The sequence below is a fragment of the Dyadobacter jiangsuensis genome (genome assembly GCF_003014695.1).
Taxonomy (GTDB): Bacteria; Bacteroidota; Bacteroidia; order Cytophagales; family Spirosomataceae; genus Dyadobacter; species Dyadobacter jiangsuensis.
This window is the reverse complement of sequence record NZ_PYAS01000014.1, coordinates 235,660-257,702: the sequence shown is the minus strand read 5'-3', so window position 1 is coordinate 257,702 and position 22,043 is coordinate 235,660. Positions and strand designations below refer to the sequence as shown.

At 50.9% G+C, this 22,043-nt stretch carries 21 protein-coding genes; 4 read left to right on the top strand and 17 right to left on the bottom strand.

The genetic code is table 11. The features are described 5' to 3' along the window. Nucleotides 1-98 precede the first annotated feature (98 nt). The 13 genes from CLV60_RS26270 to CLV60_RS26210 all read right to left on the bottom strand — a co-directional run bounded on the left by CLV60_RS26270 (nucleotide 99) and on the right by CLV60_RS26210 (nucleotide 12,665). Nucleotides 99-1,043 (bottom strand): L-histidine N(alpha)-methyltransferase, encoded by a 945-nt coding sequence (locus tag CLV60_RS26270; RefSeq protein WP_106598369.1) that lies wholly within the window; start codon nucleotides 1,041-1,043, stop codon nucleotides 99-101. A 10-nt stretch (nucleotides 1,044-1,053) separates the two neighbouring features. Further along, entirely contained in the window at nucleotides 1,054-2,211 is a 1,158-nt protein-coding gene (egtB, locus tag CLV60_RS26265; RefSeq protein WP_106598368.1) for an ergothioneine biosynthesis protein EgtB, read from the bottom strand. Continuing rightward, the gene (locus tag CLV60_RS26260; protein ID WP_106598367.1) at nucleotides 2,192-3,769 is read right to left on the bottom strand and encodes an ABC transporter permease/substrate-binding protein; all 1,578 of its coding nucleotides are present in this window, start codon (nucleotides 3,767-3,769) and stop codon (nucleotides 2,192-2,194) included. The genes egtB and CLV60_RS26260 overlap by 20 nt, the downstream gene beginning before the upstream one ends. After that, nucleotides 3,769-4,530, bottom strand: coding sequence for an ATP-binding cassette domain-containing protein (locus tag CLV60_RS26255; RefSeq protein WP_106598366.1), 762 nt, complete (start codon nucleotides 4,528-4,530; stop codon nucleotides 3,769-3,771). Before CLV60_RS26255 ends, CLV60_RS26260 begins: the two co-directional genes overlap by 1 nt. 117 nt (nucleotides 4,531-4,647) lie before the next feature. Then, nucleotides 4,648-6,027 (bottom strand): mercuric reductase, encoded by a 1,380-nt coding sequence (locus CLV60_RS26250; RefSeq protein ID WP_106598377.1) that lies wholly within the window; start codon nucleotides 6,025-6,027, stop codon nucleotides 4,648-4,650. Between the two features lie 142 nt (nucleotides 6,028-6,169). Then, entirely contained in the window at nucleotides 6,170-7,096 is a 927-nt protein-coding gene (locus CLV60_RS26245) for a bifunctional riboflavin kinase/FAD synthetase (RefSeq protein WP_106598365.1), read from the bottom strand. Beyond that, on the bottom strand, nucleotides 7,093-7,794 hold the full coding sequence (gene truB / locus CLV60_RS26240; protein WP_106598364.1) for a tRNA pseudouridine(55) synthase TruB: 702 nt from the start codon (nucleotides 7,792-7,794) through the stop codon (nucleotides 7,093-7,095). Before truB ends, CLV60_RS26245 begins: the two co-directional genes overlap by 4 nt. A gap of 152 nt (nucleotides 7,795-7,946) precedes the next feature. Then, nucleotides 7,947-8,723, bottom strand: coding sequence for an undecaprenyl-diphosphate phosphatase (locus CLV60_RS26235; protein WP_106598363.1), 777 nt, complete (start codon nucleotides 8,721-8,723; stop codon nucleotides 7,947-7,949). Further along, a complete protein-coding gene (locus CLV60_RS26230) occupies nucleotides 8,720-8,935 on the bottom strand; it encodes a DUF3098 domain-containing protein (protein WP_106598362.1) in 216 nt (71 codons plus the stop codon). Before CLV60_RS26230 ends, CLV60_RS26235 begins: the two co-directional genes overlap by 4 nt. An 84-nt stretch (nucleotides 8,936-9,019) precedes the next feature. Further along, on the bottom strand, nucleotides 9,020-9,898 hold the full coding sequence (locus tag CLV60_RS26225) for a cell division protein FtsX (protein ID WP_106598361.1): 879 nt from the start codon (nucleotides 9,896-9,898) through the stop codon (nucleotides 9,020-9,022). Nucleotides 9,899-10,027: 129 nt separating this feature from the next. Next, nucleotides 10,028-10,621, bottom strand: coding sequence for a bifunctional nuclease family protein (locus tag CLV60_RS26220; RefSeq protein WP_106598360.1), 594 nt, complete (start codon nucleotides 10,619-10,621; stop codon nucleotides 10,028-10,030). 294 nt (nucleotides 10,622-10,915) lie between these two features. Next, a complete protein-coding gene (locus CLV60_RS26215) occupies nucleotides 10,916-11,890 on the bottom strand; it encodes an electron transfer flavoprotein subunit alpha/FixB family protein (RefSeq protein WP_106598359.1) in 975 nt (324 codons plus the stop codon). Between the two features lie 37 nt (nucleotides 11,891-11,927). Next, the gene (locus CLV60_RS26210) at nucleotides 11,928-12,665 is read right to left on the bottom strand and encodes an electron transfer flavoprotein subunit beta/FixA family protein (protein ID WP_106598358.1); all 738 of its coding nucleotides are present in this window, start codon (nucleotides 12,663-12,665) and stop codon (nucleotides 11,928-11,930) included. Between the two features lie 94 nt (nucleotides 12,666-12,759). Between CLV60_RS26210 and CLV60_RS26205 the strand changes: the two genes are divergently transcribed. After that, nucleotides 12,760-13,086, top strand: a complete 327-nt coding sequence (locus CLV60_RS26205) for an enzyme of heme biosynthesis (protein ID WP_106598357.1) — start codon at nucleotides 12,760-12,762, stop codon at nucleotides 13,084-13,086. A gap of 159 nt (nucleotides 13,087-13,245) precedes the next feature. Next, nucleotides 13,246-13,602, top strand: a complete 357-nt coding sequence (locus CLV60_RS26200; protein ID WP_106598356.1) for a hypothetical protein — start codon at nucleotides 13,246-13,248, stop codon at nucleotides 13,600-13,602. A 178-nt stretch (nucleotides 13,603-13,780) separates the two neighbouring features. Here CLV60_RS26200 and CLV60_RS26195 read toward each other — a convergent pair whose 3' ends face one another. Further along, nucleotides 13,781-15,085, bottom strand: a complete 1,305-nt coding sequence (locus CLV60_RS26195; RefSeq protein WP_106598355.1) for a Gfo/Idh/MocA family protein — start codon at nucleotides 15,083-15,085, stop codon at nucleotides 13,781-13,783. 26 nt (nucleotides 15,086-15,111) lie between these two features. Next, nucleotides 15,112-16,410 carry an acetylxylan esterase gene (locus CLV60_RS26190; protein WP_106598354.1) on the bottom strand — a complete coding sequence of 433 codons (1,299 nt, stop codon included), beginning with the start codon at nucleotides 16,408-16,410 and terminating at the stop codon, nucleotides 15,112-15,114. Between the two features lie 162 nt (nucleotides 16,411-16,572). Here CLV60_RS26190 and rluF point away from each other — a divergent pair, with 162 nt between their 5' ends. Then, complete coding sequence (gene rluF / locus CLV60_RS26185; protein ID WP_106598353.1) at nucleotides 16,573-17,319, top strand: 23S rRNA pseudouridine(2604) synthase RluF; 747 nt, start codon at nucleotides 16,573-16,575, stop codon at nucleotides 17,317-17,319. A gap of 71 nt (nucleotides 17,320-17,390) precedes the next feature. Next, the gene (locus tag CLV60_RS26180; protein WP_106598352.1) at nucleotides 17,391-18,638 is read left to right on the top strand and encodes a serine hydrolase; all 1,248 of its coding nucleotides are present in this window, start codon (nucleotides 17,391-17,393) and stop codon (nucleotides 18,636-18,638) included. Nucleotides 18,639-18,654: 16 nt separating this feature from the next. Here the strand turns inward: CLV60_RS26180 and CLV60_RS26175 are convergent, their stop codons facing one another. Next, nucleotides 18,655-19,785 carry a VWA domain-containing protein gene (locus CLV60_RS26175; protein WP_106598351.1) on the bottom strand — a complete coding sequence of 377 codons (1,131 nt, stop codon included), beginning with the start codon at nucleotides 19,783-19,785 and terminating at the stop codon, nucleotides 18,655-18,657. A gap of 10 nt (nucleotides 19,786-19,795) precedes the next feature. Further along, complete coding sequence (locus CLV60_RS26170; RefSeq protein ID WP_106598350.1) at nucleotides 19,796-22,039, bottom strand: DUF5682 family protein; 2,244 nt, start codon at nucleotides 22,037-22,039, stop codon at nucleotides 19,796-19,798. Between the last annotated feature and the right edge of the window lie 4 nt (nucleotides 22,040-22,043).

Below are 22,043 nucleotides of genomic sequence, written 5' to 3'. Positions count from 1 at the left end.
TGACCCCTTGTTAATTTAACCAGGCTTCTATCAGTCTCAAAAATCCAAAAAGCCTATTTACAGCCAAATTGACTCGGGCCTTTTTAGTCAGCCCCTTTTTATAATGTCCAGAGGCTGTCTGTAAAATAGGCCTTGCAATCCTGAAAATGCTCCACCACCCGGAAACCGTTGGCCGCAGCCACTTCTTCGATCTCAGATAAGGTATATTTTTTGGAAAGCTCGGTCCAGATCAGCTCGTTACGGTCGAAATCGTAGCACTTGTCGGTATGCCGGACGTGTACTTTTTGCGGTACCAGGCTTACCAGGTAGCTCCTTACCTCACCATTGACGGGATTGTAATGCGAGTAGAAATCAAACTGGTTGGTTTTGAAACTTCCGCCAAGCTCCCGGTTGATACGGTGTAAGAGATTGATATTAAATGCTTTGGTAATGCCTTTCGGATCGTCGTAAGCACATCGTACAGTTGCCGGGTTCTTTTGCAGATCGAAGCCGGTCAGCAGGTAATCGCCCGGGTTCATGCATTTGCGGAAATCTGCGAGCAGGCTATTCACCTCGTGTGCTTCGTAATTGCCGATATTGCCGCCCAGGAAAAGCAAAAGGCTCGGCACGCCCGACGCGGCCAGTTCCTCCATCATCGAAAAGTAGTTGCCGATCATCGGGCTGATCTTCAAGCCGGGCAAATGGGCGTGCATATTGGCCGTCAACTCCTCAATGGCTTTGGACGAGATATCGATGGGCACGTAAGTAAAATCCACCTGCCGCTCGACCAGCTTTTTCAGCAGTTGACGTGTTTTGATACCATCCCCCGCGCCGAATTCCACGATCTGGAACGGCTTGTTGAATGCCAGCTTTTGTATGATATTCTCGCCTTGCAGCGACAGGATTTCGAATTCGCAGGGCGTAGGGTAGTATTCCGGCATTTTCATGATGTCCTGGAAAATCCCGCTGCCGATGTCGTCGTAAAAATATTTACTCGAAATGTGCTTCTGTGGTGCGGACAACCCCTTGTGGATGTCTCTGGCAAAAGTTTGTAAGTCAGTCATAACGTTCGATTTATCGCGCCAGCCGGATGCCTGTGTATTGCCAGCGCTCGTGTGTGTGAAAAAAATTACGGTAGGTTTTGCGGGCGTGCCCCGGCGAAGTGGCTACCGACGCGCCGCGGAGCACCATCTGGTTCACCATGAATTTGCCGTTGTACTCGCCCACCGCCCCCGGCGCCTTGGAGAAGCCGGGGTAGGGAAGATACGCGCTGTTGGTCCATTCCCATCGCTGGCCCCAGTCGAGGTTGGCGGATGCGATCTCCCATTCAAATTCCGTTGGTAACCGCATTCCTTTCCATTGTGCAAATGCGGCGGCTTCGAAAAAGCTGATGTGGCTCAGAATGGCGTCCGGTTCAACTTTTTGCAGGCCGTTCAATGTAAAATAGTGCCATTCACCGTCTGTCAGGTGCCAGTACATCGGAGCAGAAACCTGGTTTTGATTTACCCAAGACCAGCCTTCATCCAGCCAGAGGTTGAAATCCTGGTAGCCGCCGGCTTCCATGAATTCGATGAATTCGCTGTTGGTAACGAGTCCTTTGGCAATTTCAAACGCATGCAGATACACTTTGTGCCTGCCCAGCTCATTGTCGAAACAAAAACCTTCGCCCTGGTGCCCGATGTCGTAGATTCCTTCTGGAATGGTCAGGAAGCCGGTTTCGGTGTTACGACCGTCCACCATATTCTGTTCCGCACGGTAAACGGGAAAGAGCGGGTTGTGGCCGAGAATGTATTTAATGTCGGTGATCAAAAGCTCCTGGTGCTGCTGCTCGTGGTGCAGGCCAAGTTCTACCAAAGCCAGTATTTCCGGGTCGGAGAGCTCTTCCAGGAACGCGTCCATTTGTTCGTCGACGTACCGGCGGTAGGCGTACACGGCTTTGGTGGTGGGGCGTGTCACATTTCCACGGTCGGTGCGGAGTGTGCGCTCGCCCACGTTGTTGTAGTAGCTGTTGAACAGGTAGTTGAAATCGGGATCGTAAACACGATAGCCCGGCACATTAGGTTTGAGGATGAAGGTTTCAAAAAACCACGTCGAATGCGCCAGGTGCCACTTGGGCGGGCTTACGAACGCGACTGGCTGCGGTACGTAGTCTTCTGTTTCCAGTGGCGCACAAATGTGTTCCGAATGCTTTCTGACATTGTGAAATGCTTCCCTAATGCCGGTGGCTTCCATTAGTTGCATAGTTTTTCAGATCGGTGATGGATTGGATATTCAAGGATTGTGCCTGCGCGCGACGCATCATCAGCGCGTAAGCATTATTAAAGCCGATAGGCCGGAGCCATTGCAGCTTGTATTGTTTTAAAAATTCATTTTTGACATAATCATAAACTTTTTCACGGTCGCCGCCGAGCTTTGCGAGCTGTTCGCCACGGGGTTTGAGGACCGCAAGCAAGCCTGTGCCCGTGTACTCGGGATACATATCGATTTCGGCGTTGTTCAATGCGTCGAAACAGATTTTTGTGCCGCCCAGGCCGGTTTTGGTAATGGCTTTCAAATCGGTATTACCTTCGATCAGCTCTTTGTACATTTGAATGAGAATGTATTGCTCGGCAAAAATCTTCGATCCGAGGCGTATGGTGCCTTTGCTTCCATTGCGGGGAGGCTGGTAGAGGTTTTTGGATACCAGGAAATCATGGGCTACGCGGTCGGGGGCCTGTTTGAGGTAGTCGACGCGGTAGTTCAGTTCCGTCATGACCGAATCGTTGATATAGCCGGATAATTGCTCCAAAACCGGCTGCAACTCCGGGTATTGTCCAAGTACCTGGCTCCGTACCACCGGCGCGGCATAGTAAGGCGGGAAAATATGCTGGTCGTCATGCAGGGTCACGAGGTCGAATGCTTTCAATCGGCCGTCGGTGCTGTATCCGCTGATCACGTCGAGCTTTTCTTCAAATGCAGCTTTGTACATCACCGCGTCGCTGATCACAACGGTGGGGATATCGAGCCCGTACTTCGATTTTAGCCCTAAATAGCCATCTTCCCGGCCCATGAATTCAGGTGTAAATCCAGCCAGCAGCTTGCCTTTGGTATAAGGGATCAGGTAAAACGAAGAGAGGAAAAGCAGCAGAACAGGCAATATGATTGAGATTTTGCGCATGCTTTCCAAGCCTGTTTTTTGCAGCAATGACAACAGGACGTCGAACAAAACGGCTAGTAATGCAGCCGGAATGGCACCGGCCAGGATCATTTGCGTATTATTCAAAGCAATACCTCCGAAAATGAACTCGCCCAAACCACCTGCCGCGATGTAGGCGGCCAGCGTCGCAACACCCACGTTAATGACCGTGGCTGTGCGAACACCCGCCAGGATAACCGGCATTGCCAGCGGCAGTTCCACACTCGTCAATATCTGCCACGGGCTCATGCCCATGCCCCGCGCGGATTCGGTAATGGCCGGGTTGACGCCCGTGATGCCCGTGTAGGTATTTCGGATAATGGGCAATAATGCGTACAGAAACAGCGCGGTAATGGCGGGTAAGGCACCAATACCGAGGAGCGGAATCATAAAACCCAGCAATGCGATGCTCGGTATGGTTTGCAGCACGCCCGCGATTCCGAGTACCAGCCACGCGGCTTTTTTACGCCGGGCGATCAAGATCCCCAGCGGCAATCCGACGGCAATGGCTATCAGCAGTGAAATACAGGTGAGGCCGATATGGGCCACCGTCTGACTCCACAGTTTACCCGATTGCTGTGCCATAAAAAACCAAAGCGACTGTTGCTCTTCCATTATCCCTGTGCCCTGATGCGTTCGTAAATGCGGGAAATATCGTCGAGCTGCTGGCCGAGGAAGGCGTGTACAAAATCGTTCACAGGCCTGAGCAGCAGATCGGCCGGTTTGCCTTGCTGAACGATACTACCCTTATCCATCAGGCAAATATGATCGCCCATTTGAAGCGCTTCCTGGACATCGTGCGTGACCAGCACGACGGTCTTCCGTTTCAGTGCGGGCAGCTCCGCGAAATCCTTGCGCACGCTCGTGCGTGTGACTGGATCAAGCGCGCCGAAGGGTTCGTCAAGGAGCAATACCGGCGGGTCGGCTATTAATGCACGTGCAATGGTTACCCGCTGCTGTTGCCCGCCGCTCAACTCAGCGGGATATTTGTTTTTGAAATGCGCCGGAAGTTTCAGCTGTTCGAGCCAGCGGGTGGTATGCTCCCGGATTTCGTCGGGTTGCCAGTTCAGCAGCTTCGGCACAACGGCAATGTTTTCGGCCACGGTATAATGCGGAAAAAGGCCATTGTTTTGAGAAACATAACCGATGGACCTGCGCAGCATTTCCGGGTTTTCTTCGGAGATATTTTTGCCCGAAATATCGATACGGCCGGAAGTGGGTTCTATCAGCCGGTTGAGCATTTTCAGTGTCGTGGTTTTGCCGCAGCCGCTTGTGCCGAGCAGTACCATGGTTTCGCCTTCATTCACCTGGAAGGAAACATCCCTAACAGCCTCAATACCATTAAAATGCTTGCTGATGTGGTCGGCAATGATCATGATGTTTGCTAACAGGTACGTGGTTCAGGTCTGCAAAATGAATTTGCATATTCTTTTTGTACGTAAATCCGCGGAAAAACGATCCATTTTTACCGAAAAAAGCAAAAAAGCCGACCGCTAATCGAGGCCCATGAAAAGGTTGTTCAACGACTCGGCATAGGTAGGATGCGCAAATACACCATTTCTGATCTGCTGGTAGGTAACCCCGCCGATCATCGCCATTTGGAGGATCGTCACGATCTCGCCGCCTTGTTCTGCCAGTACGGCCGCGCCCAGAATTTTGCCGGTCCGTGCATCCACAATGGCTTTCATCATGCCCCGCTCGTCGCCGGTTTCGATCGATCGCGCCACACTGTCGTTTTTCAATACTGCTACTTTAATATCCAGCCCTTTTTCCCGCGCTTGCTGTTCGGTGATGCCCACACGGCCGAGCTGCGGGTCTATGAACATGCAATATGGCACCAGCCGGTCCGCAATACTGATTTGTTTTTGCTCAATAACCTGCTGAATGATCAACCGGTAATCGTCATAGGAAACATGCGTAAAAGCGGGGCCTCCCTTCACATCTCCCAATGCAAAAATGCCCGCTGCCGTGGTTTCGAGCTGCGCATTTACTTTGATATATCCTTTTTCATCGACTTCAACGCCAGCCGTTTCTAGCCCGAGCGCATCCATTTGCGGCCTGCGTCCGGTGGCTACGAGCACGTGCGTGCAAGAGCGCTGGCTTCTGCGTCCCTCGGTTTCGAGCCCTACCGCGATAATATGTCCGCTTTGCACAAATTGAACAGCGTTTGTTTGGGTGAGTATTTCAATATCTTCCTGTGCCAGTATTTTCACGACTTCTTCGGCGATATCGGCGTCTTCTTTTTTCAAAATCCTCTTTTCGCGCTCGATGATCGTTACTTTACTGCCAAACCGTGCAAACATTTGCCCGAATTCCAAAGCAATGTAGCCGCTGCCGAGAATGAGCAAATGCTCGGGGATCTCGGACAGTTCCATGATGGTGGTTGAGGTCAGGTAGGGAATGCTATGGATTCCTTCGATGTTGGGTATGACGGGTTGGAGGCCGGTGTTAAGAAAGAACTTGTCCGCCGTGAGCATTTCGCTTCCACCGTCGTTCAAGGAAACTGTAATTTCCTTTCGACCGGTAAATCGGGCGGTACCGTAAATCAGGTCGAGGCCGGCGGTGTTCAGAATGCGCTTTTCGGAGTTGCTGCGCATTGTGTGAACAATGCTGTTTTTGCGCCCAAGGATTTCGTCGAAATCGATCGTAATGCCGCCGACGCTCACGCCGAGCACTTCATTATGGCGTGCGGACCACGCTGCTTTTGCAGAGGCTACCATGGCTTTGGTAGGGGAGCAGCCGTCGTTGACACAGGTACCGCCGACCCATCTTTTTTCAATTAATGCTGTTTTTAAACCTGATTCGGCCAGTTTGCGGCAAAGCGGCGTGCCTGCCTGGCCCGCACCGATTACAATAGCGTCGTAGTGTTTCATAAGGAAATGGATTGGCATTCGGACCCGCAACAGAAAGCAGCTCCGGTCCGGATTTTACGTATAGACACAATAAAAGCGTGCCGGGTAAGGCACGCTTTACGCAAAAGCAAACTGTATGAGTAGGTAAAAGAGTTCGGGTTGGTCAGGCGAACCAGGCAAGGGTATTTTCCTTGTCGATTCCGATTTGTTTGACGAGCATATCTAGCCCGTCGAACTTCTGCTCCGGACGAAGATAATGAAGCAATTCCAATTTGAGGTCCTCGCCGTAAATTTCTTTGTCAAAGTCGAACAGGTTTGCTTCGATCGTGCGGATAGTACCGTCCACAGTCGGTCGAACACCGATGTTGAGCATGCCTTTAAACACCTGATCCTGGTAAACCGCATGGATCACGTACACACCGTTCATCGGGATCAGCTTGTAAGGCTCGTGCACGTACAGGTTTGCCGTCGGGAAGCCGATTGTGCGGCCTAGTTGTTTACCTTTTACCACAGTTCCCGAAAGCGAGTAGGGGCGTCCTAGGAGCTCGTTCGCTTCATGGATATGCCCGGTAATCAGTGCTTTACGAATACGTGAAGAGCTGATCGCCGTGTGTTCGATATCTTCCCTGGGAATTTCTTCCACTTCGAAACCGTATTCGGAGCAGTTTTTCTGCAAGAATTCGAAACTACCTTCCCGGTTGCGGCCAAAACGATGGTCGTAGCCGATCACGAGCTTTTTAGTCCCGATTTTCTCTACCAGGATCTGTTTGATAAACGCATCGGAAGTGAGCTCGGAAAAGGAACGCGTGAAGGGGATAATGGCCAGGTGCTGGATGCCCAGTTTTGCAAAAAGCTCTATTTTCTCCTCGATCGTGGAAAGCAGTTGCAGATCCTGGCTGTCTTCCGACACCACCGTGCGTGGATGCGGCCAGAAGGTCAATACAACCGATTCGCCACCCGATTGCCCGGAAATCTCTTTGAGCCGGGTCAGTATTTTTTGATGTCCCAGATGCACCCCGTCAAAAGTGCCGCTGGTTACGACGCCATATTCCAGTTTTTGAAAGGAATCCAGGCTATGATAAATGTTCATTCGTCAACTTCCAAATTCAACGCTACTCGTTTCTGATGGATGAAAGCCGTCAGCTCCCATGCATCTTTCAGTTCGAAATCACCGATCCTGGTCCTGCACAGCTTGCTCATGTAAGCGCCGCTGCCCGCCAGCTCGCCAAAATCGCGAACCATACTGCGAATATAAGTACCTTTTGAACAAATGATCCTAAAATCAATGGAAGGAAAGTGGGTAGCGTCAATTTCGAACAGCTTGATTTCCACAGGCCGCTTCTTGATCTCGGCCTCCTCACCGCGCCGCGCGAGCTTGTATGCACGCACGCCGTCGATTTTAATGGCGGAAAAAAGCGGGGGAATCTGCTCGATATGACCCGTCAGCTGTCGCCGCGCATTTTCGAGTACTTCCGGTGTAATATGTCCAACGGGGTATTCGGCATCGAAATCGCTTTCCAGATCAATGGAAGGCGTCGTTTTGCCTAATACCAATGTGCCGGTATACTCTTTTTCCTGCGCCTGGAAACTATCGATCTGCTTGGTTTTTTTGCCGGTGCAAAGGATCAGCAAGCCAGTGGCGAGCGGGTCCAACGTGCCGGCATGGCCTATTTTCTTGAATTTACAAGCCCTTTTGAGCTTGTTGGCCACATCAAATGAAGTCCACGTCAACGGCTTGTCAATCAAAATGACCTCGCCTTCGTCGGGTATGTTTTCTTGTTGGTTCAAATTAGGGAATTTTTGACGGCCGACCGCCGATGGTTGAAGTGTTGACCACCGACGGCCGACGACTGACCGCCGAGTGCCTTAGGCTATGGTCTATGATAAGACCGAAGGCCAAGATAATCGGTGGTCAGCGGTCGGCCGTCGGCCGTCAATTTTTAAACAACATCCAGCTGATAACCCGATGCCAGCAAACCGAGCAGGATCAGGCCGAGGATGATGCGGTAGTAGCCGAAAACTTTAAAGCCGTATTTCGTCAGGAAGCTGATGAAGAACTTGATCGCCAGCATAGCCACTACGAATGCGACTGCATTGCCGATCAGCAAGGTCTGAATATCTTCCTTTTGAATGGTATCGTAAGTTTTCAAAAGCTTATAACCTCCTGCGGCGGCCATGGTAGGTACGGCCAGGAAGAACGAGAATTCAGCTGCCTGTTTCCTCGACAAGCCATTGAGCATACCGCCGATAATGGTCGAAGCCGAACGCGAAACGCCCGGAATCATCGCGATGCATTGGAAAAAGCCGATTTTTAATGCGGTAGGAAAGGTAATCACCTTTTCACGGGTATCGTTCGCGATGCGATCGATGAAAATCAGTACAAAACCTCCGAGGAGCAATGAGATCGACACTACCCACACGTTTTCGAGCAATGCATCGATGAAATCGTTCAGCAGGAAGCCTATTACGGCTGCCGGCAGAAATGCCACGAAAAGTTTGAAATAGAAATCGGTAGTCTGGAAAAAACGCTTCCAGTAAAGTACGAGTACGGAAAGTATAGCCCCGAACTGGATATTGACCGTGAACATTTTGGTGAATTCCAGATGGCTGATCCCCATGAATGAGGAGGCTATAATCATATGCCCGGTAGAAGAGATGGGCAAAAACTCGGTAATTCCTTCAACAATTGCTAGAATGATCGCCTGCCAGATACTCATGAATTAGCGGGTTTACGGAGGATCGCCCAGAACTCGATGATGAAGCCCGCAATGGTAATGACGGGGCCGAGGGTCAGGCCTAAAAAGCCGAAACCAAACTCTTCGCTATCGAAAGTCATGATCAGGAAGCCTGCGAGGATCACCGCAATACCGACCAGCATCATCACATAATTGGATGATGAAAATGGAAGTTCATTTTTTGAAGTACTCATAACGTTTATTTATCGGTTACTGTTCTTGAATGTCTGATAAGAGGAACGGGCCGCACGAGGCCGCCCGCGGTAAAAGTTGCCGGATCAATAAAGATCGTCGAGTGCCATACGCAGGTAGCGCGCCAGCGACTGGTAGGTGCTCGCTACACCGACCGCCACACCGAGACCCACCACAGAAGCGATCAGGATCACAATCTTGTCATATTCCTGTAATAGCGCAAGTCCTTCCACATTACGGATCGCCAGCTGTTGCAGGCCGATCAGCAGAATCGCAGCAATAACGCCGCCAATAAGTCCCTGAATGGCGCCGCGCATTACATAAGGTTTCTGGATAAATCCATTGGTAGCACCCACGAGCTGCATACTGCGGATCAGGAAGCGCTGCGAGTAAATGGCCAGCTTAATGGTGTTGTTAACCAGCAATACAATGATAATCAGCATGATTAATGCAAAGCTTGCCAGCACGATGTAGATTTTGGTTACGTTGCGGTTGATATTGTCCGCGAGGTCCTCCTGGTACACCACCTCGTACACACCTTTCACCTGATCCAGCTCTTTCTTGATCTGTTGCAGCTTGGCTTCTTCGAAGTAGTCTTCCTGGATTTTCACCCGGTAGCTGTCGCGCAATGGGTTTTCCCCCAGAAAAGACCCGAAGTCTTCTTTGGTACCTTCGATAAATTCCTTGGCGGCTTCTTCTTTTGAAACGAAGGTAATCGCTTTTGTTTCGGTGGATTTCAGGACAAACGGCTTCGCCTGGATAATGTTGAGGATCGAATCCTGACCAGCTTTGGAAACTTGTTTGTCAACGAACACCCGCACTTCGATGTTCTGGCGAATGATGGAAACCAGCTTTTTGGATTGGATCACCAGGAGTCCGCAAAAACCGATCAGAAACAATGCAGCCGTAAGGCTCATGACGATCATTGCGTTGGGGTAACTCCCGATCTTCTTTTTTTTAGGCATAACAGCGTAGGATTTCGCTCGTCGTAGGTTCTGTTTTCTGGAATACGACCCGGGCAAAAATAAGGATTAAAATTTCAAAACAGCCCTTTTGGGGACAATCCTTAACTATTTTTAACGATAATGACAGTTTTAGTTCCGTCTTCCCATTTCGTCGCGGATCTTGGCAGCCTTCTCGTAATCCTCTTTGGAAAGGGCGTCGTCGAGCATACGTTGCAGCTCGTCGTAGGTAAGGTCGCGGAGCGAGTCCTTTGAGCCGGAAGGTCGGATGGTTTCGCGAACGGCGTCCTCGTCCTCATCTTCTTCCTCAGTCACGGAGCTGGAAACAATACCTGCCTCCGACAAAATGGTTTCGTAGGTATAAATAGGGATGTCGAAACGGAGGCCTATCGCGATCGCGTCCGACGGGCGTGCGTCGATCTCCACTTCGCGAAGGTTGTCGGTACAAACTATTTTGGCGTAGAAAATGCCCTCTTTGAGGTCGGAAATGACGATTTCCTTCAATGTATAATTCATGCCGTCGGCGAACGATTTGAAGAGGTCGTGCGTCATCGGGCGGTTGGGTACTATGTTTTCAATCTGGACGGCAATGGCTTGCGCTTCGAATACGCCAATGATAATAGGCAGCCTGCGGTTGCCGAGTTCTTCTCCAAGTACCAATGCAAACGAACCGGCTTGGGATTGGCTTGGTGAAAGCCCCAGAATTTCTAACTTAATTTTTTTCACGTTTAAATTAAATGCGCAAATGGTTAACAGTCGTGGTGAATGGTCTTAGGGCTGATTCTTGATTTTCAACGAATTAACAAGTAAACCCTGTAAAGTGTTCCTGTTTGAAAAGCGCCATTGGCGGGATCAAAGGTGCAAAAATAAATAACCCTTACTGCATAAAAAAATGCTGTAAGGGTTAAGATTGGGCGCCTGTCGGCAGGGCAAAAATTAAAATAAGTTAATCAACTGATTTTAAGCCCTTTTTTTGCAGACTGTTATTTCAAGTAATTTGAAAAAAGAGCCTTAAAACCACTATTTGAGGCTTTTTGCAGCCTCCGTCAGTTTGGGCAATATTTCAAAAACGTCGCCCACAATGCCGTAGTCGGCTGCTTTGAAGAATGGTGCTTCCGGATCTTTGTTGATTACGACAATGCATTTGGAACCGTTCACACCCGCGAGGTGCTGGATTGCGCCCGAAATGCCGCAGGCGATGTACAGGGCCGGAGCCACCTTAATGCCTGTTTGCCCGATGTGCTCGTGGTGCGGGCGCCAGTCAAGATCGGAAACAGGTTTGGAACAGCCGGTTGCAGCGCCCAATGCTTTGGCGAGGTCAATCAGCGGCTGCCAATGCTCGGGACCTTTCATACCGCGTCCGCCGGAAACGATGATCTCCGCCTCGGTAAGGGATAGTTCGGAATCTGCTTTCTCGACACTTAAGACACTCGCCGTGAAATCGCTGTCGCGCAATGCAGGTTGGAATGCTTCCACAGCTGCGTTACTGCCGGTCAGGTTAGCCTCGTCGATTTCCACCGCATTCTTGCGAACGACGAGTACCTTAATATCCGACTTGATTTCCGTCGTAGCGAATGCTTTGCCGGTAAAAATGCTCCGCGTCACTTTAAAACCACCTTCGGTTTCAGGCAATGCGGTCACGCCGGACACGATACCTGCTTTCAGCTTCGCGGCTGCACGGGCTGCCATGGCATCGCCGAGGCCGGATTTGGAAAGGATAATGACTTTGCTGCCTTCCTGCGCAGCTGCCTGCACCAGTGCGTCCGCGTAGGCGAGGCTGTTTTCGTGTTCCAGTTTGGCGTCGGCTCCGTGGAGCACTTTGGTTGCACCATATTTGCCCGCTTTTTCCAGCTCGGCATTTTCCGCCTTGCCCAGCGCCAGCACCACGGCCTGGCCGCCGGTTTTTTCCGCCACTTTGGCGCCGTAAGCCACGGCTTCCAGGGAAGTTTTCTTGATGTAACCGTTATCGAGTTCTACATATATAAGGACTGACATGATCGTGTTCGTTTGGATGTGAAAGATTAGCCGCGCGTTACAGGACTTTTGCTACTGTTTGCAGCAGTTTAATGAGCGTTTCCGCTTCGCTGGCCGGAATCATTTTGCAGGCACCCTTCGGAGCGGGCAACCGGTAAGTTTGCGGCACGGTCATATCGTCCACGGAAACCGGTTCTACCACATTCAATGGCTTGGTACGGGCAGTCATAATGCCCCGCATATTCGGGATTTTCCATTCGGCGATCGGTTCCTGGCAACCTAAAACCAGGGGCAGCGGTGCTTTGAGCACTTCTTTTCCGCCGTCGATTTCACGGGTAATTGTTGCATTGCCGCCTTCCAGATCGAGCTTCATGACCGGGGAGTAGGAGGGAATACCCAGCATTTCGCCAACCAGCCCGTGCACTACGCCGCTGTTGTAATCGATCGATTCGCGGCCCATCAGAATGAGGTCGTAGCTGTTTTGGCTGGCAATGTGCGCGATTTGCGCCGCCACGAAATACGAGTCCTGCGGATCGGCATTCACGCGGATGGCATCGTCGGCGCCGATTGCGAGCGCTTTGCGAATCTGCGGCTCGGCGTCGGCTTCGCCCACATGCAGGACGGTCAGGGTGCCGCCGGATTGCTCTTTCAGCTCTACACCACGAGCGAGCGCGTAGTCGTCGTAAGGACCGATGATGAACTGCACACCGTTCTTGTTTAGTTTGGTGTCGTTGTCGGTGAAGCTTATCTTGGCTGTTGTATCGGGGACATTAGTTATACAAACGAGTATTTTCATGATGGTATGGTTACTTATCTTTACGTTTGATGAGAATAACTTTGCCCGGGCAAATTAAGGGAAAAGTAAATAGTATGCAAGCATAATAATATCGATGAATAACTCCTTACTAGCCAATTTGATCGCTTTTTACGAAGAAGACCCGGCTGATCCGTTCAATGCCTACGCGCTCGCGATCGAGTATTCCAAGTCAGATCTGAGGGAAGCGGAACGGTTTTTCGACCTTCTCCTCGAAAAACACCCGGAATATCTGCCCACTTATTACCATGCTGGCGCATTTTTTGCTGCATTGGAAAAAGTGGAAAAGGCTGATGGAATTTACAAGAAGGGTGTGGAACTGGCGCTGGTTCAACAGAATACCAAAACACATCGCGAATTGCTTTCGGCTTACAATAATTTCAGGGATGAACTGGATGACTGATGGCGCTTGCGTGAAATTTGCGGTTTTGCGGAAAATTGGCTATCTTTCTTCAAGATCCTGCTCCACCGGGAATATCGCTCCTGTTATATCCCCTCTGCTCAGTCAAGATTTGTATTGTATAAACTGCTGGTTTTAGAGCAGAAAATTATTCATTTCATTATGGAAAAAGAAGCATTCATCCCGCTTGTGGTAAAGTGGGCAAAATCGCACGGGTTCAAGGAAATCCAGGCTAATATGGAAGGGTATGAAACGCCCAAATCCTACGAAAGGGCGGCCGATAACACCCGTTTTACGCCCGACGTGACAGGTGTGAATATGTTCAACAGGCATTATCTGGAAGTTTGTATTAAAACCGACCAGATGCGTGGTCATATTTCCAAATGGAAGCTGCTCAGCGAATTAGCAGGAATGAAAGGTGCGAAGCTGTACCTGATGGCTCCACGCGGGCACGTACGCTTCGCGCGGGAGGCGGTTGATCAGTATAACATCCCCGCGGAAGTCGTGAAGATTGATTGATAGTCATTTGTGGTCAGGTGTTGTCAGGAATAGTCATTTGTGGTCAGGTGTTGTCAGGAATAGTCATTTGTAGTCAAGTATTGTCAAAATAGTGAGAGATTTATCCAAATGACGGTCCCTGACCATAAATGACAACACATGACAACACATGACAACACCTGACCACAAATGACCGCTTTTACACCTCCGGATACTTCCACTCGCCGCGATAATTCCGGCTCAGTAACTTGTTCGCTTCCTCGTCGCCGGGAATGATTTCTTTCTCACCATCCCAAATAATGCTCCTTCCCAATTTGTAGGAAAGCATCCCCAACAACGCCACATTCGTGGAGCGCTGTCCCACTTCAATTTCGCAAACCGGCGGTTTGTTGCTTTTAATGGATTCCAGGAAGTTGGCCCAGAGCTGCTGGATATTCTGGTCGTCGGGTTTGTTGAGCTGTGCGTCCTGATGGATCACCGGTTTGTTCGGATTGGTCGGGTAGAAGGTCCAGCCGTCGAGCCAGCCCATGTGAAATGTGCCCTCGGTTCCATAAAAATACACGCCTACGGCCTGATTTGGATGCGTTTTTTCGGCATTGTTGGCGGCAAAATTGCGGTGCTCCCATTCCAGTGTGAATCCGTCAAAATCATAAACGGCTACCTGGTGATCGGGGGCGTCGGTATTGTCCTGGCGGATAGCCCGACCTCCGGTAGAGTAAACCTTCTTCGGATATTTCTGCTCCGACCACCAAAGCACCTGGTCCAGCCAGTGAATACCCCAGTCGCCGAGCGTACCATTGGCAAAATTGAGGTAATTCCGGAAACCTTTCGGGTGAATGGTTTTATTATAAGGAACGAGCGGAGCCGGGCCACAATAGAAATCCCAATCGAGGCCTTGCGGCGGTTCGGCGTCGGGCGTTTTCTGGCCCGGGCCGCCTCCGTAATGCACGAACGCCCGCGCCATCCCAATCTTGCCGGCCTTACCCGATTTCAGGAACTCCATACCCGACACGTTATGCGGGGACACGCGCCTGTGCGTACCCACCTGCACGATGCGCCCGTGCTTGCGCGTGGCATTCACCATTGCCCGGCCTTCCTTAATGGTATGTGAAATGGGTTTTTCGACATAAACGTGTGCGCCGGACTCGATGGCGGCAATGCAGCACAGCGCGTGCCAGTGATCGGGCGTAGCCACGATTACGATTTCCGGCTTTTCTTTGGCCAGCATTTCGCGATAATCTTTGTACAGTTTCGGCTTGTCCGGCGTGAGTTTGGAGAAAACTTCGGAGCAGATTTTCAGCTGGTTCTGGTCGACATCACACAAAGCGACCAGTTTCGATTCGCCTGCCTGGATGGCGCAGCGAAGGATATTCGTGCCCCACCAGCCTGCGCCGATGAGCGCTGTGCGGTACGGTGACGCCCGTTTCAATGCTGCCAGCAGCGGAAGCGAGGAGAATGCCGCACCCGCCAGTGCCGACTTTTCAATAAATGTTCTGCGATCCATAAATGTATGTTCCGGTTTTGTTGAAATTACTTGCCTTTTAGCTTATCTACCAGCCAGTTGTTCATCGCGTCGCGTTCGTCGGAATAGGTCCAGTGGCCGGTGTCGAGATACAATTTAAGTTCTTTGGGAGCGGTGGTCACGTTATAGGCGGCGTACATGGAAGTAGGAGGGCAGGTTTCGTCATTGAAACCCCACATATAGAGCCCCGGCGCTTTTACGCGTCGCGCGAAATTGACCACGTCGTAATACGAAACTGTGTTGAGTTTTTCCTTCGTATTGTTTGTTTTGACCCCGTTTTTGTCAAAATAATGCGGCCATCCGCCCGCACGGCCGTGCAAATAGCCTGTGACGTCGCTCAACGCAGGGTAAAATGCCCCGAGCCATTTTACACGTGGGTCGAGGCCTGCGGTGATGATCGACAATGCGCCGCCCTGGCTACCGCCGGTTACAGCCAGGTTTTTGCCGTCGTACTGCGGCAGGCTGGTGAGGAAATCATTCGCGCGCACACAGCCGAGGTACACGCGTTTGTAGTAGAATTTATCCTTATCATCCAGATTATAAGCCGGATAGCCATTCAATACGCCCTGGCCCATATCGAGGTAAACAGACGGGTCCATGATCACCGGAATGCCGTGAATACCGATTTCTAGCGTTATAATTTCTTTATCGGCAGTAACCACGTCACCATAGTAAGCGCGTACACCGGCACCGGGCACGCGGAGCAGCGCAGGGTATTTACCTTCTTTTTTTGGAACACTCAAAATGCCGTACACGCGTACGCCCGGACGATTGTTTTGTAAACTCAGGTGATAAACATTCGTTTTTTCGGTGCAACGATCAGGTAGCAACGTCATTTTGGCATCCATCGGCACCGCGGCCAGTTCCTTCTTGGCATTATCCCAGAACGTGTCAAAATCTTCCGGATTGGCAACAGTCGGTTGTATTTTCGATGGGTCGAAACCAGCGGTAGCCAGGCCTCGGAACTCCACGCCGTCGACGGTCGCCCAGGCAATGCAGCGCAGGAAGCCCGGGGTTTTGAGTGTGCCGCCGTCCACGGTCAATGTGCCATTGGCGGCGGTTTTGGTTTCTTTAATGGTTGGGTCTAGTTTTTCTAAACCTATTTCATAACGCACTTGCGCATTTTTGACCGGGTTGCCGTTGCGCAGCACGCTGATGATGAATTGTACTTTCTCTCCGGGCTTGTAGGTCCAGTCGTCGCGGTCGGCGGTGACGATCACTTCCACGGGCCTGCGCGCAGGTTGTGCATGGAGAGCAAGAATGGTTATCCAGAAGAAGAGTTGACTTAATAAAAGGCGATTTTTCATAGACCGGCAATTTGTTCTATTTTGTGATCTGATATAATAGGCATTGAAGAGGTAAAGGGTAAAAACGCCCGAATCTTTATATGTAACCACATTTTTTTTGTGATTTGAATTAATTTGCCGTTGGATACGCCGGTTACGGCATTGGAAAAAGTATAGAAAGCATTGGAGCCAGTCAGGATCAATAAGTTTATCAGTGAAACCGGGTTTTGTTCGCGGCGTGAGGCCGACAAACTCGTGGAACAAGGCCGCGTGACACTCAACGGCCGGAAGGCGGTTTTGGGTGACAAAGCCACAGAAAGCGACGACGTACGCGTCGACGGGAAGCCGCTCAAAGCCAAAAAAGCGGGTGTTTATATTGCATTCAACAAGCCCGTGGGCATTACCTGTACCACCGAGCGCCATATTAAGGGGAATATCATCGATTACATCCGTCATAAGGAACGTATTTTCCCGATCGGTCGGCTCGACAAGCCTTCGGAAGGTTTGATATTCCTTACCAGCGACGGCGATATCGTGAACAAAATCCTTCGCGCTGGGAATAACCACGAGAAGGAGTACGTGGTGACGGTAAACAAACCCATTACGCCTGATTTCATCCATAAAATGTCATCGGGAGTGCCTATTCTGGGGATTGTTACCAAAAAATGTTTCGTGCGTAAGGAGAGTACTTTCGTGTTTACCATCATACTCACGCAAGGTTTGAACCGCCAGATCCGCCGTATGTGCGAGTACCTGGGCTATAATGTAACGAAACTGAAACGCGTCCGGATCATGAATGTGGCATTGAACGACCTGCCTGTCGGCAAGTGGCGAAACCTCACCGCAGCTGAAATGAAGGAAATCAATGAGGCGGTGGAGCATTCGACTAAAACGGAGGAGGGATCGTATGTGGATGATTGGGATGAATGAGTGAAGGGGGGGAAAGGGAGGATGGAGGAAAGGGGGGATGGGAGCTGGTGTAATCTGTAATAGCTGCTTGTATGTTCAGATTTTTACTCTTGGTGGTTTTGATTTTGCCAGGTTGTGCTGCGTTGGCGCAGAGGCCGGATACGGTTTTACTGGAAGGGCTGATGCGAAACCGCCCCGAACTGTTTGGCAAAATCCTGAGTCATCCCCAGAAGAATCAGGTTCAGATTCTTTACACGCAGATAGACCGGGACGCGAACAATGTCCCGCATTTCAAAAGTTACAGTTACAATCTCGACGACCTGCATTACTTTTTCCCGGCAAGTACGGTAAAGTTGCCGACTGTGATTTTCGCACTGGAAAAACTCAATGAATTGAAAATTAATGGCCTGAGCCGCAAGAGCGCCATGATTACCGGGGCAGACTTTACGAAGCAGACACGCGTCGACCGCGATAGCAGCGCTCCGAACGGGTTGCCTTCTCTGGAACATTATGTCAAAAAGATACTGCTCGTCAGCGACAACGATGCCTATAACCGCCTTTACGAATGGATCGGCCGGGCGGAGATTAATGAGCGGTTACGAATCCATGGCCTGAGCACGAGCCGCATTCTTAACCGGTACGCGGTAAAAGACACGGAGGAAACTTCCAGGCATACAAACCCGGTCAGTTTTTATGACGGCAATAAACTGCTTTACAGTCAGCCGGGGCAGTTTGATCCCAAAAATTACCCTTTGAATCTGACCAACACTTCCATGGGCCGTGCCTACCTGGATAGCTCCGACCGACTGGTGGAGAAGCCGTTCAATATGGCTATTAAAAATGCATTCAGCCTGACTGATCAGCAGGCGGTGATGAAAAAGCTGCTTTTCCCGGAGGTTTTTCCCGAGAATGAACGCTTTCATTTGGCAAAAGATGATTACAAGTTGATTTACACTTACATGAGCAAGCTGCCGAACGAAAGCGACTTCCCTCGCTATGATCCTTCGGAATACTGGCCGCTCTATGCGAAATTTCTCTTCTGCGGAGCCGACAAAGAAGCCGCTCCCCAAAAGGGAATGAGGATCTTCAACAAGTATGGCGATTCGTATGGCTTCATTATTGATAATGCCTATATTGTTGATTTTGAGAATGATGTAGAGTTTATGTTAAGCGCTGTAGTGCAGTCCAATGAGGATGGTGTTTACAATGACGATCGCTATGAATACAAGGAAGTTTGCTACCCGTTCATGAAAAACCTGGGGCGGTTGGTGTATGAATATGAACTAAAAAGAGAGAAAAAGCACAAGCCGGATCTCTCCAAGTTTCATTTGCGGTATTGACGTCACAATACAGCTTTCAAATTTTGATATCATGACTGCCCGCCCATGCCGCAATATCCTGCTTGCTTAATGCTGCCGCCATCAGGTCCGGGAACTGGTCGGGTGTACAAGCGAAAACGGGGACTCCCAGGCTGGCGAAGAACTCGGCGTTTTTGTGATCGTAGAAAGGGGCACCATCGTTGTTAAGCGCCAGCAATGTGATTACCTGCACGCCCGCGTCGACCAGCTGTGCTACCCTTTTACGCATTTCAATTTCATTGCCTCCTTCATACAGGTCGCTGATGAGTACGAGCACGGTATCGAGCGGGCGCGTGATCAGTTGCTGGCAATAACTGAGGGCCTTGTGAATATCGGTACCGCCACCCAGTTGCACACCAAAAAGCAGGTCGACGGGATCGCTAAGTTCTTCTGTCAGGTCTGCCACAGATGTGTCGAACACCACCATTTTGGGGGCAATGGCGGGAATGGACGCCATTACCGAGCCAAAAATACCCGAGTAAATGACGGATGTTCCCATCGATCCGCTTTGGTCGATACACAGTACCACGTCTTTCAGTGCTTTGCGTTTCCTGCCAAAACCAATTTTTGTCTCCGGGATAATTGTTTGATAATCTGGCTGATAGTGTTTCAGGTTTTTGCGGATCGTCTCATGCCAGTTGATTTCGTTATGACGCGGCCGTTTGTTTCGCGCCGCGCGATTGAGGCTGCCTGTAATGGCCTGTTGGGTCGGGCCAGCCAGCTTTTGCATTAACTGGTCGACCACTTTCCGAACCACTTCACGGGCTGTTGCCTTCGTTTTTTCAGGTATAAGCTTGCCTAACGTCATCAGATTGGCCACCAGCTGGATATCCGGAACGATGGTTTCCAGCATTTCGGGCTCGGTGAGCATGGACGTCAGTTTGAGGCGTTTCAATGCATCTTGCTGCATCACTTTCACAACCGAAGCCGGAAAGTACTCGCGGATATCCCCAAGCCAGCGCGCCACATTCGGTGACGACGCGCCCAGCCCGCCCTTGCGGTCGGAATTGTAAAGAGCCTCCAATGTCCGGTCGATTCCGGCTTCTTCCCGGGTGAGGGTATATTCCAGCTCGTCCTGCGTTTCTTTACCCAATACGAGCCGCCACCTTTTTACAGCATTATCATCCATATCATTTATATTAAAAACCCATCAGCAATTCCAGCATTGGTAATACCTGCGCAGCTCTTTGGTGATCGATATCGGTCGTTTGCGGGATTGACGTCCCGGATTGTCCCTGCTTCGCCCGCCCCGCGATCTTCCGCTTTTCTATATTGCTGAAATTGGTAAAAGTGCGTCGTAATAATGGCACTACCTGTAAAAACATAGCATCGTCGAGTGATTGCAGCCATTCGTTCACTACTGCCCAGATTACGTCGTCGAGAATCAATACGGTGGCAGCGTCTTTCAGGAATCCTTCCAGCCAGTTGGCGGAGGCCGAGGGTTCGTTATTGACCGACAAAGCCTTTGAAAATGCATTGAATGTACTGTCTCTATCAAGCAAACGGCTGTCGTATAATGCCTTGCAGCAATATCCCTGGACCAGGGGCGCACTGCGGTCGGCTAGGAACGTCGTTTTGAGCGCGGCGGTCCAGGCCTCTTTCAGATCTTCTCTTTCGAGCATCAGAGTAGCCTGGTTTACATCCCTGATCTTATCGGTTATCAATGCCGCTTGCTCGTCGTCGATGCCGGTGCAACCTGCTGGCAGGCCCGCAACGATCCGGTAAAACATCGTGGTCATGATCAGGTCGATGCTTTCACGGTCGGTCCTTCGCACATTGCCGTACCGGCTCACCTGTGCAAGCGGAGTGAAGGCGTCCATGAGCATTGAAATATCGGAGGTACTCGCCGCAAGCTCATCCATTTTCTGCATCACGGCAGCAAGGGCGGTCGGCAGATCGGCGGGAATGGCGCTTGCTGCCAACGGCGTTATCTCATCCAGCCGCGTGCATTTTCTGGCGGTGCTTTCGAGGTATTTTCCAGCTGCTTCGTTAACGGTGTTGCCCCATGGCGCTTTTTCGAGAAGTTTAATGGTCAGTTCAGGATACCAACGCAGCGTCCATTCCTCTTTGAATGTGCCTTTCCCGCTGACGGTTTCCAGTGTACCCCATTCGATGTCAAGTAATTGCAGGCGATGCAGCAAGATACTTTTTTGCAAATCATGATCCTCGCGAAGATCCAGTTTGAGTGTTTTCTGTTCAGGTATTATTTTGATCCTGAATCGTTTCGCCAGCAGGTCGAGGTCGCGTTGGAGCGGTACCTGTGGCGTCCCGTCCGGAATTTGCCCGAAAGCCTTTCCTACGATCAACTCGCGGTAAATAACTTTCATGAGAATCGGTTCGCCCATACACATGACTGCCACCGTCGCTTCATTGAGTTCTTTTAAACCGGGGCGGGAAAGTCCGCGTAAGCCTGCCAGTGCGCCTGCGAGTCGTACCGCCTCGATAATGTGCGCTGAGGAAATGTCGACCTGGTTTTCCCGGAAGACACGTGCGGTATGCGAAAGCCAAAGCGTACCATGGTCGTTGGGATGTTGCCAGTGGTGCATATACCAGCCCGGTGATTCCACACCGGCGCCATAGCCGCTTTCAAATGCCATGCGGTCGTTCGTCCAGGGAATCCAGGTACATTCCACTTTGGTTTTGGGCAAATTTTTCAGGAGTGCATCATCTTCTTTTTGCGTCGGAAACTGCATGAGCGCCGGCACGTGCCACGCGCCGCAAACCACTGCAACGCGCTCAAAACGTTCTTTTTGAGCAATGCGAATCGATTTTCGCATAAATGCCTCCCGAATTTCTTCGCGGCGGTCGACACCGCGCCGGTCGACACCGCGGCGGTCGACACCGCGGCGGTCGTCGGTTTGCGGCAGGGACTGTCTGAGCGCGGCCATGCTTTCCGAGATGGCCTCGAATACCTCATAAGGCTGCTGCGCGATTTCGAAATGGTGTTCCCACCATTCTTCCGGATCGTCGAATCCGTCGATTTCGGCCAGGTAGGAGATCGGGTTTTTACGGATTTGCTCGGCAAATTCTGTGGTGGCGCTAGTCGCCTGGGTTTCTGTTCCTTCCAAAGCAAAACCGTGAGCCAGCGGCATGTCGATGAATCGTACGGGAATATGGTTCTGCAATCCGTACAGGATGGCATTCCATTCCGGACTGTGAACGGTAAACGGGTAAAACACAGCTTGCTGCGGATTATCCGGCACGTAGGCCAGCAATGCCACCGGCGGCTGCATATCGGAATGCGTGGTCCAGGAGAGCATTGCCTCGCCCTCCGGCGGGCCTTCGATCAGGATAATATCCGGCCGGATTTCCGCCAATGCATTCAGTACGTGCCGTGATGAGCCGGGGCCGTGGTGCCTGATCCCTAAAAGATGAACGGACATAAAT

Excerpts from the sequence above, each read along its gene's own strand:
- CLV60_RS26225 (WP_106598361.1), bottom strand. The coding sequence starts at position 9,898 with ATGCCTAAAAAAAAGAAGATCGGGAGTTACCCCAACGCAATGATCGTC.
- CLV60_RS26190 (WP_106598354.1), bottom strand. The coding sequence starts at position 16,410 with ATGAAAAATCGCCTTTTATTAAGTCAACTCTTCTTCTGGATAACCATT.
- CLV60_RS26170 (WP_106598350.1), bottom strand. The coding sequence starts at position 22,039 with ATGTCCGTTCATCTTTTAGGGATCAGGCACCACGGCCCCGGCTCATCA.
- CLV60_RS26215 (WP_106598359.1), bottom strand. The coding sequence starts at position 11,890 with ATGTCAGTCCTTATATATGTAGAACTCGATAACGGTTACATCAAGAAA.
- CLV60_RS26250 (WP_106598377.1), bottom strand. The coding sequence starts at position 6,027 with ATGAAACACTACGACGCTATTGTAATCGGTGCGGGCCAGGCAGGCACG.
- CLV60_RS26235 (WP_106598363.1), bottom strand. The coding sequence starts at position 8,723 with ATGAGTATCTGGCAGGCGATCATTCTAGCAATTGTTGAAGGAATTACC.
- CLV60_RS26230 (WP_106598362.1), bottom strand. The coding sequence starts at position 8,935 with ATGAGTACTTCAAAAAATGAACTTCCATTTTCATCATCCAATTATGTG.
- CLV60_RS26180 (WP_106598352.1), top strand. The coding sequence starts at position 17,391 with ATGTTCAGATTTTTACTCTTGGTGGTTTTGATTTTGCCAGGTTGTGCT.
- CLV60_RS26255 (WP_106598366.1), bottom strand. The coding sequence starts at position 4,530 with ATGATCATTGCCGACCACATCAGCAAGCATTTTAATGGTATTGAGGCT.
- CLV60_RS26270 (WP_106598369.1), bottom strand. The coding sequence starts at position 1,043 with ATGACTGACTTACAAACTTTTGCCAGAGACATCCACAAGGGGTTGTCC.
- CLV60_RS26245 (WP_106598365.1), bottom strand. The coding sequence starts at position 7,096 with ATGAACATTTATCATAGCCTGGATTCCTTTCAAAAACTGGAATATGGC.
- CLV60_RS26175 (WP_106598351.1), bottom strand. The coding sequence starts at position 19,785 with ATGGATGATAATGCTGTAAAAAGGTGGCGGCTCGTATTGGGTAAAGAA.
- CLV60_RS26205 (WP_106598357.1), top strand. The coding sequence starts at position 12,760 with ATGAATAACTCCTTACTAGCCAATTTGATCGCTTTTTACGAAGAAGAC.
- CLV60_RS26210 (WP_106598358.1), bottom strand. The coding sequence starts at position 12,665 with ATGAAAATACTCGTTTGTATAACTAATGTCCCCGATACAACAGCCAAG.
- CLV60_RS26260 (WP_106598367.1), bottom strand. The coding sequence starts at position 3,769 with ATGGAAGAGCAACAGTCGCTTTGGTTTTTTATGGCACAGCAATCGGGT.
- CLV60_RS26200 (WP_106598356.1), top strand. The coding sequence starts at position 13,246 with ATGGAAAAAGAAGCATTCATCCCGCTTGTGGTAAAGTGGGCAAAATCG.
- egtB (WP_106598368.1), bottom strand. The coding sequence starts at position 2,211 with ATGGAAGCCACCGGCATTAGGGAAGCATTTCACAATGTCAGAAAGCAT.
- CLV60_RS26195 (WP_106598355.1), bottom strand. The coding sequence starts at position 15,085 with ATGGATCGCAGAACATTTATTGAAAAGTCGGCACTGGCGGGTGCGGCA.